The organism is Corynebacterium intestinale (assembly GCF_023574125.1).
GTDB classification, from domain to species: Bacteria; Actinomycetota; Actinomycetes; order Mycobacteriales; family Mycobacteriaceae; genus Corynebacterium; species Corynebacterium hesseae.
This window is the reverse complement of record NZ_JAMKFF010000011.1, coordinates 67,003-83,777: the sequence shown is the minus strand read 5'-3', so window position 1 is coordinate 83,777 and position 16,775 is coordinate 67,003. Positions and strand designations below refer to the sequence as shown.

The 16,775-nt window shown below is 60.9% G+C and carries 16 protein-coding genes; 9 read left to right on the top strand and 7 right to left on the bottom strand.

Annotated elements, in window-relative coordinates:
* Positions 1–54 precede the first annotated feature (54 nt).
* From M5J06_RS11345 to aspS, 3 genes are all read right to left on the bottom strand, one after another.
* Entirely contained in the window at positions 55–1,410 is a 1,356-nt protein-coding gene (locus tag M5J06_RS11345) for a replication-associated recombination protein A (protein WP_070522177.1), read from the bottom strand.
* Entirely contained in the window at positions 1,410–2,612 is a 1,203-nt protein-coding gene (locus M5J06_RS11340) for a phosphotransferase family protein (protein WP_070522248.1), read from the bottom strand. Before M5J06_RS11340 ends, M5J06_RS11345 begins: the two co-directional genes overlap by 1 nt.
* 83 nt (positions 2,613–2,695) lie before the next feature.
* Complete coding sequence (gene aspS, locus M5J06_RS11335) at positions 2,696–4,516, bottom strand: aspartate--tRNA ligase (protein WP_070563035.1); 1,821 nt, start codon at positions 4,514–4,516, stop codon at positions 2,696–2,698.
* Positions 4,517–4,720: 204 nt separating this feature from the next.
* Between aspS and ypfJ the strand changes: the two genes are divergently transcribed.
* The 6 genes from ypfJ (at position 4,721) to M5J06_RS11305 (ending at position 11,697) form a co-directional block, all read left to right on the top strand.
* Complete coding sequence (ypfJ, locus tag M5J06_RS11330; RefSeq protein WP_070522171.1) at positions 4,721–5,614, top strand: KPN_02809 family neutral zinc metallopeptidase; 894 nt, start codon at positions 4,721–4,723, stop codon at positions 5,612–5,614.
* A gap of 306 nt (positions 5,615–5,920) precedes the next feature.
* Positions 5,921–7,531, top strand: coding sequence for an inorganic phosphate transporter (locus M5J06_RS11325; protein ID WP_437177594.1), 1,611 nt, complete (start codon positions 5,921–5,923; stop codon positions 7,529–7,531).
* 129 nt (positions 7,532–7,660) lie between these two features.
* The gene (locus tag M5J06_RS11320; RefSeq protein ID WP_070596727.1) at positions 7,661–8,383 is read left to right on the top strand and encodes a CBS domain-containing protein; all 723 of its coding nucleotides are present in this window, start codon (positions 7,661–7,663) and stop codon (positions 8,381–8,383) included.
* 45 nt (positions 8,384–8,428) lie between these two features.
* Positions 8,429–9,535 carry an LLM class flavin-dependent oxidoreductase gene (locus M5J06_RS11315; RefSeq protein WP_250224693.1) on the top strand — a complete coding sequence of 369 codons (1,107 nt, stop codon included), beginning with the start codon at positions 8,429–8,431 and terminating at the stop codon, positions 9,533–9,535.
* Positions 9,536–10,213, top strand: a complete 678-nt coding sequence (locus tag M5J06_RS11310) for an FMN reductase (RefSeq protein ID WP_070596724.1) — start codon at positions 9,536–9,538, stop codon at positions 10,211–10,213.
* A gap of 74 nt (positions 10,214–10,287) precedes the next feature.
* Positions 10,288–11,697 (top strand): L-serine ammonia-lyase, encoded by a 1,410-nt coding sequence (locus tag M5J06_RS11305; RefSeq protein ID WP_070596723.1) that lies wholly within the window; start codon positions 10,288–10,290, stop codon positions 11,695–11,697.
* Here M5J06_RS11305 and hisS read toward each other — a convergent pair.
* From hisS to tpx, 3 genes are read right to left on the bottom strand one after another with little or no spacing between them, the layout of a single operon-like run.
* Complete coding sequence (gene hisS / locus M5J06_RS11300; RefSeq protein WP_143334859.1) at positions 11,694–12,971, bottom strand: histidine--tRNA ligase; 1,278 nt, start codon at positions 12,969–12,971, stop codon at positions 11,694–11,696. The two genes, M5J06_RS11305 and hisS, sit on opposite strands and share 4 nt — an antisense overlap.
* A gap of 5 nt (positions 12,972–12,976) precedes the next feature.
* Entirely contained in the window at positions 12,977–13,621 is a 645-nt protein-coding gene (locus tag M5J06_RS11295) for an MBL fold metallo-hydrolase (RefSeq protein ID WP_070623971.1), read from the bottom strand.
* Positions 13,621–14,118, bottom strand: coding sequence for a thiol peroxidase (tpx, locus tag M5J06_RS11290; RefSeq protein WP_143336000.1), 498 nt, complete (start codon positions 14,116–14,118; stop codon positions 13,621–13,623). Before tpx ends, M5J06_RS11295 begins: the two co-directional genes overlap by 1 nt.
* A 106-nt stretch (positions 14,119–14,224) precedes the next feature.
* Between tpx and M5J06_RS11285 the strand changes: the two genes are divergently transcribed.
* The 3 genes from M5J06_RS11285 (at position 14,225) to M5J06_RS11275 (ending at position 16,036) form a co-directional block, all read left to right on the top strand.
* On the top strand, positions 14,225–15,085 hold the full coding sequence (locus tag M5J06_RS11285) for a peptidylprolyl isomerase (RefSeq protein WP_250224692.1): 861 nt from the start codon (positions 14,225–14,227) through the stop codon (positions 15,083–15,085).
* 288 nt (positions 15,086–15,373) lie between these two features.
* On the top strand, positions 15,374–15,724 hold the full coding sequence (locus M5J06_RS11280; RefSeq protein WP_070686269.1) for a hypothetical protein: 351 nt from the start codon (positions 15,374–15,376) through the stop codon (positions 15,722–15,724).
* A gap of 57 nt (positions 15,725–15,781) precedes the next feature.
* Complete coding sequence (locus tag M5J06_RS11275) at positions 15,782–16,036, top strand: hypothetical protein (protein WP_070522137.1); 255 nt, start codon at positions 15,782–15,784, stop codon at positions 16,034–16,036.
* Positions 16,037–16,170: 134 nt separating this feature from the next.
* On the opposite strand, the gene M5J06_RS11270 is transcribed toward M5J06_RS11275, so the two are convergent.
* Positions 16,171–16,746 (bottom strand): DUF421 domain-containing protein, encoded by a 576-nt coding sequence (locus tag M5J06_RS11270; RefSeq protein ID WP_413773176.1) that lies wholly within the window; start codon positions 16,744–16,746, stop codon positions 16,171–16,173.
* Positions 16,747–16,775 lie beyond the last annotated feature (29 nt).

The following is a 16,775-nucleotide window of genomic DNA, read 5'->3' as shown; positions in this document are numbered from 1 at the left end:
TCACTGTTGAATGGTTTCTAGTCAGCGCTCAACTTTACCCGTCCGGTGCTGTGCTTAGCGACGCCGCCCCCGGATGATGTCCCGCAGCCTTCCCAGGTACTCGCGCACACGCTTCTCCGCGCCATGGTCGGTGGGGTGATAATACTCGGCATCCGCCAGCGTCTCCGGCAAATACTGCTGGGACAGTACACCGCGCGGATCATCATGCGGGTACTGATAGCCCACTGCATTGCCCAAGCGTTTCGCTCCCTCATAATGGCCGTCGCGCAGGTGCGCGGGCACATGCCCGCTCTTGCCGGCGCGAACGTCGGCCTGGGCCGCGTTGATGGCGTTGATAACGGAATTGGATTTCGGTGCCGTAGCGAGATGGATTGTCGCCTGAGCCAGCGGAATACGCGCCTCGGGTAATCCGATAAGGGCCGCGGCCTCCGCTGCGGCCACGGCAGTGGGCAGCGCGGTGGGATCAGCCATTCCGATGTCTTCGGAGGCATGCACGATAAGCCGGCGGGCGATGAAACGCGGGTCTTCGCCTGCCTCAATCATGCGGGCCAGGTAATGCAGCGCGGCATCCACGTCGGAACCGCGGATGGACTTAATAAACGCGGAGACCACGTCATAATGCTGGTCGCCGTCGCGGTCATAGCGCACCACCGCGTGATTGACGTTTTCTTTGAGAACCTCAACGGTGAGTTCACCGCCATCGGGCACTGCCTCGGCCGCCGCCTCAAGATAGGTCAGTGTGCGCCGAGCATCGCCCCCGGCGAGCAGCACCAGCTGGTCTAGAGCATCGTCCGTTGCGGTGATCCTTCCCGCCAATCCCCGCTCGCTGGTCAATGCGCGCTCGGCGAGGGTGCGCAGGGAGGCGTCGTCCAGCGGCTCCAAGTGCAGCAACAAGGAACGCGAAAGCAACGGCGCCACGACGGAAAAGGAAGGGTTTTCGGTAGTGGCGGCCACGAGCAGCACGGTGCGATTTTCGACGGCCGCGAGCAGCGCGTCCTGCTGAGTCTTGGAGAAGCGGTGCACCTCATCGATGAACAGCACGGTGCGGCGCCCTTGAATCAGCTCACGGCGGGCATGGGAGATCACCTCTCGAACCTGCTTCACGCCGGAGTCTAGGGCGGAAAGCCCAATGAAGTTATCTCCCAAGGAAGATGCGATGAGTGAGGCCAGCGTCGTCTTTCCGGTTCCCGGCGGTCCGTACAGGATGACGGAGGCCTCGCCTGAGCCTTCCACCAGCCTACGCAGCGGGGTTCCCGGCTCCAGGAGGTGCTTCTGCCCCACTACTTCATCGAGGTTTTGCGGCCGCATGCGCGCGGCCAGCGGCGAACCGGGGTGGGTTGCAAACATATCGGGGCCACCCGGCAGGCTTGGCGCTGACTGGTCATCGCCGAAGAGTGACTCCTGCCCCATCAGGGCTCCCGGAGTCGAGAGGCCACGGCTCGCCCAAACTCGGCGACCGCGGAGCACCCGTCATTGCTACATTGCGCGGCAAACCGCGACAGCGCTTCGAAGGTCTCATAAAGATCGCGCCGAATCAGTATTTCATCCTCGCTGAACGGACCATGGTCGGATCGACGAAGCAGAGAACGGTGCGGGTCACGGTAGATCTCAGCGTTGCCTTCCGCCAACGCGACGACCCCTTCGATCCCGCCGGCATACATCGTGGTCACGCTCGACAGAGCCCAACCGATGAGGCAGGAGACGAGCAACTCGTGCAGCGTCTTCTCATCGGCGAGCTGCGGCCAGACATCGACAATGCGGCGCTGCCAGGCATGGATGAAAAGCCCCGCCTCGGCATCAGTGATCGGCCGAGAAAAAAGAAACTGCGGGAAGCCGGCCACCACGCAGGCCACGTCAAAGCCGACGTTGCGGAAACCGGCCCACTCATAGTCCAAGAAGGTCAGCGTTGAGCCGACGATGATGTTGTCTGGGGACAGGTCGAAGGGAGTAAAAGCGCGGTTGCGGCCAGAACTCAGACTCTGCATGGCGGCACGGGCCAATGTGCGGACGTGTTCCGGCGGTTCCAGTCCGGCCTCGCTGAGGATATCCGCACCAATCAGAATGGAGCTCTGCAAGGAATCATCGCGCAATGCCTGGTGCTCGGCGTATTCGGGATGCCGACGTAACTGGCGCTTGAGCAGGGCGTCATAGTCTTCTTCGCGCCCGGCAGTCCCAGCATGCATTTTGCCCAACGCGCTGCCCAGAGCCCTGAGCAGCTCGCCGCGGTCTTCATCACCGCTGCGCGCAAGGGTGTCCGCCAGGGTGTCGCCTTCGCCGGCGTCGGACAGCACAAGAATGCGCTTGTCCACGTCGTGTGCGAGCAACACAGGTCCTGGGCGGACCTCCTCAGACAGCGCCGTGGTGAACTGATAGGCCACCACTTCACGGAGAAGCGCGGCGTCATCAATAGTGTGCCCGGTGACCGGGTTGTACTTGATGACGACCGAACGATGCGGGAAGAAGGCGCTGGGAGTCGTCCGAGCACGAAGTACCACGGCATTCCCCGAGCCGGTGAGTTGCTCAACGTCACTCAGCTCAGGCTCCCCGCCATAGCGGCGCGAAATCATCTGTGAGGCTTCTGCTACCACGGCATCAGCCACAGAATTATTCATGGACTCGTGTCCCGTCGGATTCACTTGCTTGCCTGCTTCCACTTGTTGTCGGCCCAATGAGGTACACCCATGGTGTGGGGCCTTTAGGACTCCTTCCCAGCCTTTTCACCCTGGGCTGCCTTCGCAGCCTTCTCCGGCTTGAAGTCCACACCGGTCTCCTTGCGCTGCGCGGCGGGGATGGTGCCGGGGGCGTCGGTCAGCGGGTCGACGCCGCCACCGGACTTCGGGAAGGCGATGACATCGCGGATGGACTCGAATCCACCGAGCAGGGAGACGATGCGATCCCAGCCGAAAGCGATGCCGCCGTGTGGCGGAGCACCGAACTGGAAGGCGTCGAGCAGGAAGCCGAACTTCTCCTGCGCTTCTTCTTCGCCGATGCCCATGACGTCGAAGACGCGCTTCTGCACATCCTGGTCGTGGATACGGATGGAACCGCCGCCAATCTCATTGCCATTGCAGACAATGTCGTAGGCATAAGCCAGGGCCTCTCCCGGGTTCTGGTCAAAGTTATCCAGGTACTCCGGCTTCGGCGAAGTGAAGGCGTGGTGGACTGCAGTCCACTTGGAGTGGCCCAAAGCCACGTCACCCGAGGCGGTGGCATCGGCGGAGGGCTCGAAGAGCGGTGCGTCGACGACCCAGGTGAAGGCCCAGTCGCCGTCCTTGATGAGGTCGAGCTTCTTCGCAATCTCACCGCGAGCTGCGCCCAGCAGCGCACGGGAAGCCTTGGTCTCGCCGGCAGCGAAGAAGATGGCATCGCCCGGCTTGGCGCCGACGTGGGCGGCAATACCCTCGCGCTCGGCATCCGTGATGTTCTTGGCTACCGGGCCACCCAATGTGCCATCCTCGGCAACGGTGATGTAGGCCAAGCCCTTCGCACCGCGCTGCTTTGCCCACTCCTGCCATGCATCGAACTGGCGGCGCGGCTGGGAGGCTCCGCCTTCCATGACGACGGCACCGACGTATTCGTTCTGGAAGACGCGGAAGGTGGTGTCCTTGAAGAAGTCCGTGCACTCCACGATCTTGATGTCGAAGCGCAGGTCCGGCTTGTCGGAACCGTAGTACTTCATGGCATCGGCATAGGTCATGCGCGGGATGGGGGTCTTGATTTCGTAGCCGATGAGCTTCCACAGGGCGGAGACGATCTCTTCCGCCAGAGCAATGACATCATCCTGGTCCACGAAGGACATCTCGACGTCGAGCTGCGTAAACTCCGGCTGGCGGTCAGCGCGGAAGTCCTCATCGCGGTAGCAGCGAGCGATCTGGTAGTAGCGCTCCATTCCGGCGACCATGAGCAGCTGCTTGAACAGCTGCGGGGACTGCGGGAGCGCATACCAGCTGCCCGGCTTCAGGCGTGCCGGCACGAGGAAGTCACGGGCGCCCTCCGGGGTGGAGCGAGTCAGGGTCGGGGTTTCGATCTCAGTGAAATCGTGGCTGTCCAGGACCTGGCGGGCAGCGCGGTTCGCGGCCGAGCGCAGGCGCAGTGCCTCATGCTGGCGCTCACGGCGCAGATCCAGGTAGCGGTACTTCAAGCGGGTCTCCTCACCAACCTCACCGGAGGAGGATGGATCATCAATCTGGAACGGCAGCGCTGCGGACTTGTTGAGTACCTCCAGGTCCGTGACGTTGACCTCAATCTCGCCGGAGGCCAGGTTCGGGTTGGCCGAGCCCTCCGGGCGGGGCTCCACGACGCCAGTGACCTTGACGCAGTACTCGGAACGCAGATCGTGGGCGCGCTCAGCTACCTCGGTCTCGCGGAAAACAACCTGGGCAACGCCGGAGCGGTCACGCAGGTCAATGAAGATAACACCACCGTGGTCGCGACGGCGTGCGACCCACCCCGTCAGGGTGACGGTCTCCCCCGCCAACTCCTTGCGCAGTTCGCCTGCCAAATGTGTACGCAGCACTCTCGTTCAATCCCTTCTCATCGTTGACGCTCACACCCACTCACGCCACGCGTAGACAGCACGCGCCGAGGGATGCAAGTACTTGAACGGCCCAAGTCTACCGCCCGCACCGGACTTGCTCAGCGCTAGGGTGAGCACCGTGCGCTTGACAGCAGTCCACTTATCGAGCAGACACCACCTCCAGCTTGTGGCAAAATCTGGAGCATGACTTTTAAATCTGGCGCCAATTTTGATGGTAAGCGAGCAAGCTCCGGCGGTGGAGGCCGCGGCGGCATGATCGCTACCGGCGGCGGCATTGGTTCACTCCTCCTCATCGGCCTCTATCTCCTTCTCGGCGGCGATCCCGGCGCCATCACCGGAAGCGATCCCCAGGCCGACCAGACCCAGGTCGGCCCCGAAGAAAGCGGGGAGGACGCGTTTGCGCACTGCCAAACCGCTGAAGACGGCAATAAGTATGACGATTGCCGCGTCATGTTTGCGGCCCAGTCCGTGGACAAGGTGTGGGCGCAGCAGCTACCAGACCAGGCTGGCATCGACTACGTCGAACCGGGCCGCGTCATTTTTAAAAACACCACTATGTCGGGCTGTGGCCAGGCCTCCGGCGCTACGGGTCCGTTCTACTGTCCTGCGGATGAGTCTGCATACTTTGACACTGCTTTCTTCGACCAGCTCCGCAACTTCGGCGGCGATAATGCCCCATTGGCACAGATGTATATCGTGGCCCACGAATTCGGCCACCACATCCAAAAGCTGGAAGGAACACTCAGCCTCTCGAACTACAACGAGCCCGGCGAGGATTCCAACGCGGTGAAGATTGAGCTGCAAGCCGATTGCTATGCCGGCCTGTGGGCGCACTACGCCGACAAGGGTGACGATGCCCTGCTCGAAACCATTACCGAGCAGCAGGTGACTGATGCTGTCAACACTGCACGCGCCGTGGGCGATGACAACATCCAGCGCCGCTCAGGGGGCGAAGTACGCCCCGATACGTGGACGCACGGCTCTTCCGAAGACCGTGCGCAGTCGTTCCTCGCCGGTTATAATTCCGGCAAAATGGAGCAGTGCGACACCTTAGGCCGTGGGGTTTACAAGTCTTAGGGTCTTAAGAAGCGCCCACCCCAAGGTCGCACCACCCCCAAATGTGCCACATTAGCCCAAATTAGATTCACATACACCAGGTGTTTACCTGCCGTACACCTTAATGCTTTAAGGTAGTCAAGTTCCCGCCGGTTCGTGGTGGGTTCCGCTCTGTCTTTAAAAGCATAAAAGAACTGCGCGTGATGTCTTTACCACCTGCACCGCGGTAGGTATGGCGCTGCCCGCGCCAACGCCGAATGCGCCCCGCCCGCGGCCTGCTCACACTGTCTCATCACGCAGCGTTCTCTTCATGAAAGGAACGACGTTTTGAGCACCGCCACGCCGACGATGCCTGATCTTGAGTCGATGACTGGCAAGAACAAGGACTGGATTTGGCACCTGTTCTTCGGCGCCATCACGGCTGTCACCCTGATCTTTTTCATCATTTGGGGCAACGGAGAAGTTGCTGAGGGAACCAACAAGGTAGTCCTTGTTACAGCAATTATCTTCGCTGTCTTTATGGCCTTCAACATTGGCGGCAATGACGTCGCCAACTCCTTCGGTACCTCCGTGGGCGCGGGAACCCTCTCCATGAAGCAGGCCCTCGCTGTCGCGGCGGTCTTTGAGGTGTCCGGAGCCATCCTCGCCGGCGGCGAGGTGACTGATACGGTCCGCTCCGGAATCGTGGACCTCGATGCCATCGATGGCCTCGACCCGATGGAATTTGTCTACATCATGATGGCGTCACTCCTCGGCGCTGCCATCTGGCTTTTGGTAGCCACCCGCATGGGTTGGCCGGTTTCTACCACCCACTCCATCGTCGGCGGCATCGTCGGCGCCGCTCTGACCGTCGGCTTCATCACCGGCAAGGGCGGCATGGACATGGTGCAATGGGGCGGAATCGGCACCATCGCTTTCTCCTGGGTGCTTTCTCCGGTTCTTGGCGGTATTGCCGCGTATCTCCTTTTCAAGTGGATCAAGTCTTCTATCTTGGTGTACAACGACGCCGCGGACGAACGCCTGCGTGACATCAAACTTCGCCGCGCCGAGCTGCGCAAGGAGCACAAGACCCGCTTTGAGCGCATGAACGAGCTGCAGCAGATCTCCTATACAAATGCGATGGCTCGCGACGCCGCCCTTACCGCCGAAGAGGACTACGACCCAGAGGCTCTCGAGTCCGACTACTACCGCGATCTGCACAACCTCAACAAGGATCTCGAGGATGTCAATGCACACCGCGCGCTCGAGAACTGGGTTCCGCTGCTCGCGGCTCTGGGTGCCGTGATTATCTCCGCGATGTTGCTCTTCAAGGGTCTGAAGCACACCGGCATCGATGTCACTGCCCTAGAAACTTTCCTGGTCATGGGCATGGTTGGCGCCATCGTCTGGATGGCCGTCTTCATCTTTGCCCGCTCCCTGAAGAAGAAGTCCCTGAAGCGCTCTACCTTCCTCCTCTTCTCCTGGATGCAGGTCTTCACCGCCTCCGCCTTCGCGTTCTCGCACGGTTCCAATGACATCGCCAACGCCATCGGCCCCTTCGCCGCAGTCTTCGATGTCTTGCAGACCAACCAGATCTCCGATGAAGTTTCCGTGCCGCTGCCGGTCATGGTAGCCATGGGTATCGCCTTGGTTGCCGGCCTCTGGTTCATCGGCCGCTTCGTCATCCAGACCGTTGGTTCTGGCCTCACCCAGATGCACCCCTCCTCCGGTTTCGCTGCCGAGCTGGCCGCTGCTGCCGTCGTCATGGCCGCTTCCCTCTTGGGCCTGCCGGTCTCCTCGACCCACATCCTCATCGGTGCCGTCCTTGGTGTCGGCATTGTGAACCACGCCGCCAACTGGAAGTTGATGAAGCCCATCGCTTTGGCATGGGTCATCACCCTTCCGGCGGCCGCCGCCATCGCTGCGGCGACGGTGTCCATCCTGCGCGTCGCCTTCTAAAGGTCAGCGCATCGCGCATGCCGCATTCTCGCCGTGAGTTTTCCCCGACAACCGGGGTTGCTCACGGCGAGATTTTTCTTATCGCTTGAGCCTTAAGCACATATCCAAGAACCCGTACACTTAGGCGGCATGAGCGACAACTCCCTAGCCAGATTCTTTTCCGCCTTTAATGACATTGAGCAGTTCCTCCGCCAAGCTATCGGGGCTAAGAACTCTGATTCTTTCTGGTGGATTGTTGATCGCGCCCACGACAAGCACCTTTTGAGCAAGCGCCAAGCAGAACAGCTGAAGGACTTTAGCAACCTCCGCAACGCCATCGCCCATGGCCGCTACTTCAGCGGTGAGCCCATCGCTACCCCACACCCTCACGTCATCACGCAGCTCGAAAACCTCCAACGCCTGCTCACGGATCCGCCCACGGCGCAGGCTCTGCTCGCTAGCCGTGATGTGACCACCCTTGCCCCTGACACCCCGATCATGGAGGCTTTGAAGCTTATTAACACGACCGGCTATTCCCAGATCCCAATCTATGAATCCGGGACTTACCAGGCGCTTCTCACCACCAACGTCATTGCACGATGGGTTGCGGCAGATCTCGGTGATGACGGTGTGATTAACGCGGCGTCGATTAGCACTGTGCTGGAATTCGCAGAGCGCAAGGACCGCGCAGAGTTCCTGCCCCGCACCGCCAGCGCGCAAGAGGTCATCGACGCCCTCACCGACCCTGCGGCAGACGGCACCCACCCCGGCGCGGTCCTCCTCACCGAGCACGGCAAACCTTCCCAACTTCCTGTATCCATTGCTACGCCTGCCGACCTCGCGACATTGGTTGCTGCAGTCGAATGGGAATAACTCCCCTCCCTAACCTTGTTGACATGACATAGAAAGGAGGATGTCATGCAATTTGGAGTCTTTAGCATCGGCGATGTCACCCAGGACCCGACCACCGGCCACACCCCCACTGAGGCCGAGCGCATCCGCGCTATCACGGAGATTGCCCTCAAAGCAGAAGAGGTGGGCCTCGACGTCTTCGCCACCGGCGAGCACCACAACCCGCCCTTTGTGCCTTCGGCCCCCACCACCCACCTGGCATACATTGCGGCACAGACGAAGAACCTTCAGCTCTCCACTGCCACCACGCTGATCACTACCAACGACCCTGTTCGCCTCGCGGAGGACTACGCATTCCTCCAGCACCTGGCAGATGGGCGCGTCGACCTCATGCTAGGCCGCGGCAACACCGGCCCGGTTTACCCGTGGTTTGGCAAGGACATCCGTAAGGGCATTCCGCTCGCAGTGGAGAACTACCACTTGCTGCGCCGCCTCTGGCGCGAACCCGTCGTGTCCTGGCAAGGAAAGTTCCGCACCCCGCTGCAGGGTTTTACTTCCACGCCCGCGCCTCTCGATGGCATCCCACCCTTTGTCTGGCACGGCTCCATTCGCTCCCCACAGATTGCGGAACAGGCGGCTTTTTACGGCGATGGCTTCTTCCACAACAACATCTTCTGGAACAAGGAGCACACCGCGAAGATGGTGAACCTCTACCGCAATCGCTACGAGTCCTATGGCCACGGCCGCGCCGACCAGGCCATCGTGGGCCTCGGCGGGCATGTCTTCATCGCGCCCACGGAGCAGCAGGCAAAGGACTTCTTCCGCCCCTACTTCGACAATGCCCCGGTGTACGGTCATGGCCCCTCCTTGGAGGAGTTCACGGCACAGACCCCGCTCACCGTAGGCACCGTAGAGCAGGTGGTGGAGCGCACACTACAGTTCGCAGATTGGGTGGGTGATTACCAGCGCCAGCTCTTCCTCATCGACCACGCCGGACTGCCTCAAGAGGTGGTGCTCGAGCAGATCGAAATCCTTGGTACACAGGTGGTGCCCGAGCTGCGCCGCCGCTTTGAGGAACGCCGCGCAGATCATGTACCTTCTGACCCGCCCACCCATGCCACGCTCGGCGCTTATGCCCCGCACGCGCTGGTCAACCCTGGAGAGGAGAAGTAGTTGCGCTCTCTCGTACTCGTTACGGCTGGACTCTCATCACCCTCCTCGACGCGTGCACTTGGCGACGCCCTCTCCGCCGCCACCACCGCCCGCGTTAGTGCCCGAGGTGAAGGCGTCGACGTGACCGTCGTTGAGCTGCGCGAGCTTGCCGGCGAATTGGCAGAAGCCATGACCAACTGGGTTTCACCCACACCCCGCCTCCATGCCGCGCAGACTGCCGTGACCAAGGCGGACGGTCTCATCGCCGTCAGCCCGGTGTTCCAGGGCAGTTATTCGGGTTTGTTCAAGATGTTCTTCGACACTTTGGAGCCGCATTCACTGGAGGGACTGCCCACGCTCATCGCTGCCACTGGCGGCTCAAGCCGGCACGCGCTTGTGCTCGACTATGCTCTGCGCCCGCTGCTTAACTACCTGCATGCCACAGTGGTCCCCACCGGGATCTTCCAGGCCACGGAAGACTTTGGCACTGCAGAAGGCGCGCGCAATGACAAACGCATAGAACGCGCCGCCGAGGAGCTAGCGGACCTCATGGTGCGCCCGCTCGACCGGGTCTCTGGACTTGCCGGGAGGCTCGGCGAGGCGGAGGAAGCGCCCCAGGGGGAGCTATCACAGGACGTCGATCCAGACCCTTCAGGATTCCGCGCGCTGCTTTCCCGCCACGACGGGCAGCCGAGCTAAGCGGTTGCGGAGGGCTCTCGGTACTATCGTAAGGCGACACTTATCTAACGCTCCCAAGGAGGTTTCACCCCCACATGACAATTAGCGTGACCGATATCTTCTCCATCGGAATCGGCCCCTCCTCCTCCCATACAGTCGGCCCCATGCGCGCGGCTAAGGCCTTCCTCGAGGCGCTTGATCAACACCCGGCCAAGGTCCACACCGTACTGCGCGGTTCCCTGTCCGCTACCGGCCGCGGCCACGCCACGGATCGCGCCGTGATTCTGGGCCTCGCCGGATGGGATCCGCTGTCCGTACCGCTCGACGCAGAGCCACGCGCCGATGCCTTTATCCCCACCGAGGGCACCATTTCTGGCCCCGCAGGCGAAGTGCAGTACAGCATCGAATTCAACAACGAACCGGTGCCGGAACACCCGAACTGCCTCATCTTTACGGCCTGGGACGAGAACGGCACGGTACTCGCCGAGAATGCAGAGTACTTCTCCGTCGGCGGCGGTTTTATCCTGTCCCGCGAGGAATACGATGCCCAGCTCCAAACAGACACCGGTGTGCCAGCCGGTGTCGCCGCGGCCACCGCTGAGGACACCGTTCCTTATGAGTTCCAGTCCGGCGAACACCTGCTTCACCTGTGTGCGGCCAATGACAAAGCTATCTGGGAAATCGTCGCCGCCAACGAGGCCGTGTTGCACCGCGAAGAAGGCGGTCTCGACTACGTCTACCAGCACCTCGACTTGGTCTGGGATATCATGCGCGAGTGCGTGACCGAGGGCATTTCCTCCAAGGGAATCCTTCCCGGTGGCCTACGCGTGAACCGCCGCGCGCCACGCATGTACCACCAACTTCTGGCCAAGCAAAACGATGAGTCCTGTGGCTTGTCTGCGATGGAATGGGTCAACCTCTACGCGCTTGCCGTCAACGAACAGAACGCCGCCGGCGGCCGCGTCATCACCGCCCCCACTAACGGCGCGTGTGGCATCATCCCCGCGGTGCTGCACTACGCGCGTGACTTCCAGGCTGATTTCACCCGCTCCGATGCCCGCCGCTACCTGCTGACCGCAGGTGCCATTGGCATCATCATCAAGTCCAATGCCTCGATTTCCGGCGCCGAGGTGGGCTGCCAGGGCGAGGTTGGCTCAGCGTCCTCCATGGCAGCTGCTGGCATGGCAGAACTACTCGGAGCAACACCGGAACAGGTTGAAAATGCCGCCGAGATTGCCCTTGAGCACAACCTCGGCCTGACCTGTGACCCCGTCGGCGGCCTCGTGCAGATTCCCTGTATCGAGCGCAACGCCATCGGTGCCGTCAAGTCCATCAACGCCGCGCGCCTTGCGCTCATGGGTGAGGGAACGCACCACGTTACCCTCGATAACGCGGTGCGCACCATGGCCGAAACCGGACGCGACATGCTCTCCAAGTACAAGGAGACCTCGCTCGGCGGCCTGGCGAAGACGATGGGCTTCACCGTCTCGCAGGTGGAGTGCTAAACCACTGCTCTGAGCTGCTTGACGACGTCCCCCACCGGGACGTCGTGCTGCTCGTGCGCGCGCAGATTCTTCAGCGCCACGGTGTCAGACTCTAGCTCCTGGTCACCGAGGACCAGCGCGAAACGAGCGTTGGCGCGATCAGCGCCCTTCATCGCTCCCTTGAGGCCGCGGTCACCGAAGGACATGTCCGCGGAAATACCGGCCTTGCGCAGGTCATTAATGATGCTGACCATCTTCTTCTTTGCCGCAGCGCCCAAAGCAACGCCATAAACAGCCACGCGCTCTTCGACGCCGTCGAGCTCCACGCCCTCGGCTTCCAGGGCCAAAACCGTGCGGTCCACGCCGAGGCCATAGCCGATACCGGACAATTCCTGTCCGCCGAGCTGAGCCATGAGGCCATCGTAGCGGCCGCCGCCGCCAATGCCGGATTGCGCACCGAGGCCATCGTGGACGAATTCGAAACAGGTCTTCGTGTAGTAATCAAGACCGCGGACCATGCGCGGGTTGATGGTGTAGGGCACGCCCATGTCATCGAGCAAGCCAGTGACCGTCTCAAAGTGCTCGCGGCACTCGGCATTGAGGTGGTCGAGCATGAGGGGGGCGTCGACAAGCTGCTCCTGGACCTCCGGGCGCTTGTCATCGAGCACGCGCAGCGGGTTCAGCTCCGCGCGGGCCCTGGTTTCCTCGTCGAGGTCCAGCTTGAACAGGAATTCCTGCAGCTTTTCGCGGTAGGCCGGGCGGCAGTCGTGGTCACCCAAGCTGGTCAGCTCCAGACGGAACTGGCTAAGCCCCAGGCTGCGGTAGGAGCGGTCCGCTAGCGCGATGATTTCCGCGTCCAGCGCCGGATCATCGACACCAATGGCCTCGACACCGACCTGCTGCAGCTGGCGGTAGCGGCCAGCCTGCGGGCGTTCGTAGCGGAAGAAGGGGCCAAAGTAATTGAGCTTGACCGGCAACTGGCCGCGGTCGAGGTTGTGCTCAATAACTGCGCGCATAACACCCGCGGTACCTTCGGGGCGCAGAGTCACGGAGCGGTCGCCGCGATCGGCGAAGGTATACATCTCCTTCGACACGACGTCCGTGGACTCCCCCACGCCTCGGGCGAAAAGCGACGTGTCCTCAAAGACGGGGAGTTCGATGTGTTGGAAGCCGGACAGATGTGCCTGATGCACGAAGGTCTCACGAACCTTGGCAAAGATGGCCGATTGCGGCGGAACGTAGTCCGGCACACCCTTGGGCGCGGACAGGGCTTTGAACTGCTTCTTATCACTCACGCCCTTTAGAGTACATCCCCCGCCGCACGGAGAAACGGATTAGTCGCGCGTTCGCGGCGCATCGTCGATGTTGGGCCGTGGCCCGGCAAGATGGCAAGGGAATCATCAAGGCCCCACACCGGACCGCGCAATGAGCGCTGCATCGCCGCGGGATCGGAATGCGGAAGGTCTGTACGGCCGATCGAGCCCTTGAATAACACGTCACCGGTCAGCGCAAAATCCCCGGCCACGAGCATGACGCACCCCGGTGAATGCCCCGGCGCATGGAGTAATTCAAACTCCAGGCCGACGAGGCTCAGCGTCTCACCACCCAGCAGATCACGCCGGTCCGCCACCTGCTTCATGGAAGCGGCGGCGAAAAGCATTTGCGACTCGGGAGATACTCCGGAGCCATCCACCAACATGAACGCGTCATCCGGGTGGATGTAGACCGGCAGGTCAAACTCAGCGGCATCACGCGTGTGGTCAATGTGACCGTGGGTGAGCACGACGGCCTCAAATTCCAGGGATTTCTCACGCGCGAGCTGCTCAAGGCGCTCGCGCGTGTGCATCCCTGGATCCACGATGAACGCCCGCGAGCCGTTGGCCACAACATAGGTGTTGGTTTTATAAGGCCCTGCGGCGAAACCGTAGATATCCGGTGTGTGCATTACTTGAGGGCGGCCAACGCTGCGTCGTAGTCCGGCTCCGTCGTAACCTCAGGAACCAGCTCGGTGTAGGTCACCTTGTGGTTCTCGTCGGTGACGATGACCGCGCGGGCAAACAGGCCCTTGAGCGGGGAGCCTTCCAGGACGAGGCCCAGCTTGTCGGCGAAATCGGAGCGGAAATCAGAAGCGCTGACGACGTTGTCGATACCTTCAGCAGCGCAGAAACGCTCCTGTGCGAACGGCAGGTCACGGGAGACGGACAGGACAACGGTGTTCTCCAGACCAGCCGCCTCTTGATTGAACTTGCGCAGCTGCGCTGCACACACGCCGGTATCCACGGACGGGAAGCAGGACACCACCAGACGCTTACCAGCGAAGTCCGCATTGGTTAGCTCAGACAAGTCGGTGCCGACGAGGGTGAAGTCCGGCAGGGCGTCACCGACCTTCGGCAGCTCAGCATTGGTTTCGACGGGTTCATTCTGAAAATTCGTAGTAGCCATGGCACCCAAGCGTACTGACGTGCGGGGCGGCGCGCCACGGTGAACTAGCGTGCGGTTAGGATAGGTGGGTCAAAGTTTTTAAACCACCACTGTGGAGGAAACATAGGTGTCTACTAACAGCCAGCGCTTGGATGATGCGCTCAACCAGCTCGATCGCGAGCTGAAATCCCGCGACCGTAAACAGAAGAGCCGTCCGCTCGGCGTCGTTTTGATGGCCGCCGTCGTTATTGTTGCCCTCGTCGGCGGTATCTGGTTCTTGGCCACGCGCTCGCCGGAGGAAGAAGAGATTCAGGCCAAGGAAACCTCCGCCGCCGATACGCCCACTGAAGCCCCTACCGCCGAAGCATTGAGCGGCAAGCGTGCTAAGCCGCTCGGTGAGACCGTCACCTGCGAGTACAACGAGACTGGCGACGCTTCCCGCGATGTCCCTACTCCGCAAGGAAAGAACATTCCTGCCAAGGGTGAAGTGACCGTCAATTTCGCCACCAAGCAAGGCGATATTGAGATGACTCTCGATCGCTCACTTGCTCCGTGTACCGTCAACGCAATCACGGACATGATTTCCGCGAAGTACTACGACGACACCGTGTGCCACCGCATGACGGAGGGCACCCTCTCCGTCCTGCAGTGCGGTGATCCGACCGGCAAGGGTTCTGGTGGACCGGGCTTCCAGTTTGCCAATGAGTACCCCACCGATGAGGCTGACGACGCCGCTAAGGCACAGCCTGCTCTGTACCCGAAGGGTTCCATCGCCATGGCTAATGCCGGCGAAGACACCAATGGTTCCCAGTTCTTCATTAACTATAAGGACTCGCAGCTTCCGCCCTCCTACACCTATTTTGGCGACCTGACGGAGAAGGGACAGAAGACCATCGACGCCATTGCCGCCAAGGGCGTCAAGGATGGACAGTCCGACGGCGCTCCCGCTGAGGAAGTTCGCATCACCAAGGCAACCGTCGAGAGCTAAGTTTTACCCCCTTTTCGGTGGCCGGCCCCGCTCGCATTCAGCGAGCGGGGCCTTTCCCATTCCAACCGCCCCTCCCCACCTGGACTAAGAATTTCTTAGCCTTGAGCTGTTCATTTGGCAAACTATTCGCTACGCCCACACACTGCCGTGCAGCAAACCCCAGCTCACATACGACGGACAGCAACCACACAGATTCATCAGCTGATCGCTAGATCCCTTGCAAAACCCGCAATAGCTCAGTAGCATCTGTGAGGTCTTTGAAATTCCCGAGATGTATAAGGAACGAGAATGAAGCTCTTCTCCCGTAAGGCCCTTGTTGCTGCTGCTACCACCGCTGCCGTTTCCCTGTCCGGCGTGACCGTTGCTACCGCTGAGACCGCCAACGATAACACCGCCGCGGTAAACGAACCCACCAACGACGCTCCTAAGTCTGAGGGCGAGGACAACAACAAGAAGGACGACAAGAAGGACGACAAGAAGGACGAGGAGTCTTCTTCTTCCTCCTCCGATGACTCCGAGGGTTCCTCCATCTCCGACATGAAGCCGTCCGAGATCCGCGACTGGATCGCTGTCTTCACCGCCATCATCGGCGCTCTGGGCACCGTCTTCGCTTTCTACAACAAGAACTTCGCGAAGTAAGTCAGACCCACTTAAGTCAGACTTTCCGTTCACATTCGAATCAGATTAGGAAATCCTATGAAGTTCTTCTCCCGTAAGTCCATCGTTGCCGCTGCTACCGCTGCAACCATCGCTTTCTCCGGCACCGCAGTTGCTTCCGCAGCTCCGGTTGAGGATGACAGCTCCTCCAAGGCTTTCTTCGCTCTCTCCTCCGACGATGAGGGTAACGTCAGCCCGAAGGAAATCCGCGAGTGGATTAAGGTCTTCACCTCCATCATCGGCGCCATGGATGACGCAATGCGTCTCGGCGATAAGCTCGCTGGTATCAAGTAAGCCACAAGCGCCGCTCTCTCCCCTTGCGCAATCCGCGCAGGGGGAGATTTTTCGTTTTCCTGGACAGCGGATTCAACGCCCAAACACGACGCGGCTTCTAAGCCCGGCTACTCTTGCAACCTAGAAGACTGTTCCTAGTCCTGTGCATCTACTTCCTCGATGCGCTCGGCGCCGAGAACGTCCTTGAATACGGAGGCATCAACAAGCTGGCCTCGTCGGATGACGGAAATCTGGCCGGTTGGCTCCAGGATCATCAGTTGCACATCGCTGCGCCGGCCGAGGCCAGCTTTACGCACGGCGGAGTTAATGTCTCTTTCAGTGATGTGGGCGAAACTCATATTGTCTTCCTGCAGCTGCCCCTTATAGACCAGCAATACCGGCTTGCGGTCAATAAACCGTGACCACGTCACCAATTGGCGGAATGTGCCGAAGGCGGCCTCCAAAAGCATGAGGGTAAACAGGCCAATGATGCCGGCGGCAAGCGTCGGTGGGTTGCCCACAATAACGCGGCCCGAGACCGCACCGAACATAATGATAATGACGGCATCGGAGGCGGTGATGGACGTCAAAACGCGGCTGCCAAAGAGCTTGACCAAGACCATAAAGGCCAAATAAATACCCAGCGTCGCGAGCATCACCAGTGGGATTCGGTGAGGCTCGATACCTAGCTGGTACATTGCCTCGCGTCCAAACAGCCTCAGTGTATCCACAGCTTTCCACCATACCTTCCACATGAGAA

Excerpts from the sequence above, each read along its gene's own strand:
- M5J06_RS11305 (WP_070596723.1), top strand. The coding sequence starts at position 10,288 with ATGACAATTAGCGTGACCGATATCTTCTCCATCGGAATCGGCCCCTCC.
- tpx (WP_143336000.1), bottom strand. The coding sequence starts at position 14,118 with ATGGCTACTACGAATTTTCAGAATGAACCCGTCGAAACCAATGCTGAG.
- M5J06_RS11345 (WP_070522177.1), bottom strand. The coding sequence starts at position 1,410 with ATGGGGCAGGAGTCACTCTTCGGCGATGACCAGTCAGCGCCAAGCCTG.
- M5J06_RS11315 (WP_250224693.1), top strand. The coding sequence starts at position 8,429 with ATGCAATTTGGAGTCTTTAGCATCGGCGATGTCACCCAGGACCCGACC.
- M5J06_RS11295 (WP_070623971.1), bottom strand. The coding sequence starts at position 13,621 with ATGCACACACCGGATATCTACGGTTTCGCCGCAGGGCCTTATAAAACC.
- M5J06_RS11280 (WP_070686269.1), top strand. The coding sequence starts at position 15,374 with ATGAAGCTCTTCTCCCGTAAGGCCCTTGTTGCTGCTGCTACCACCGCT.
- M5J06_RS11320 (WP_070596727.1), top strand. The coding sequence starts at position 7,661 with ATGAGCGACAACTCCCTAGCCAGATTCTTTTCCGCCTTTAATGACATT.
- ypfJ (WP_070522171.1), top strand. The coding sequence starts at position 4,721 with ATGACTTTTAAATCTGGCGCCAATTTTGATGGTAAGCGAGCAAGCTCC.
- M5J06_RS11340 (WP_070522248.1), bottom strand. The coding sequence starts at position 2,612 with ATGAATAATTCTGTGGCTGATGCCGTGGTAGCAGAAGCCTCACAGATG.
- M5J06_RS11275 (WP_070522137.1), top strand. The coding sequence starts at position 15,782 with ATGAAGTTCTTCTCCCGTAAGTCCATCGTTGCCGCTGCTACCGCTGCA.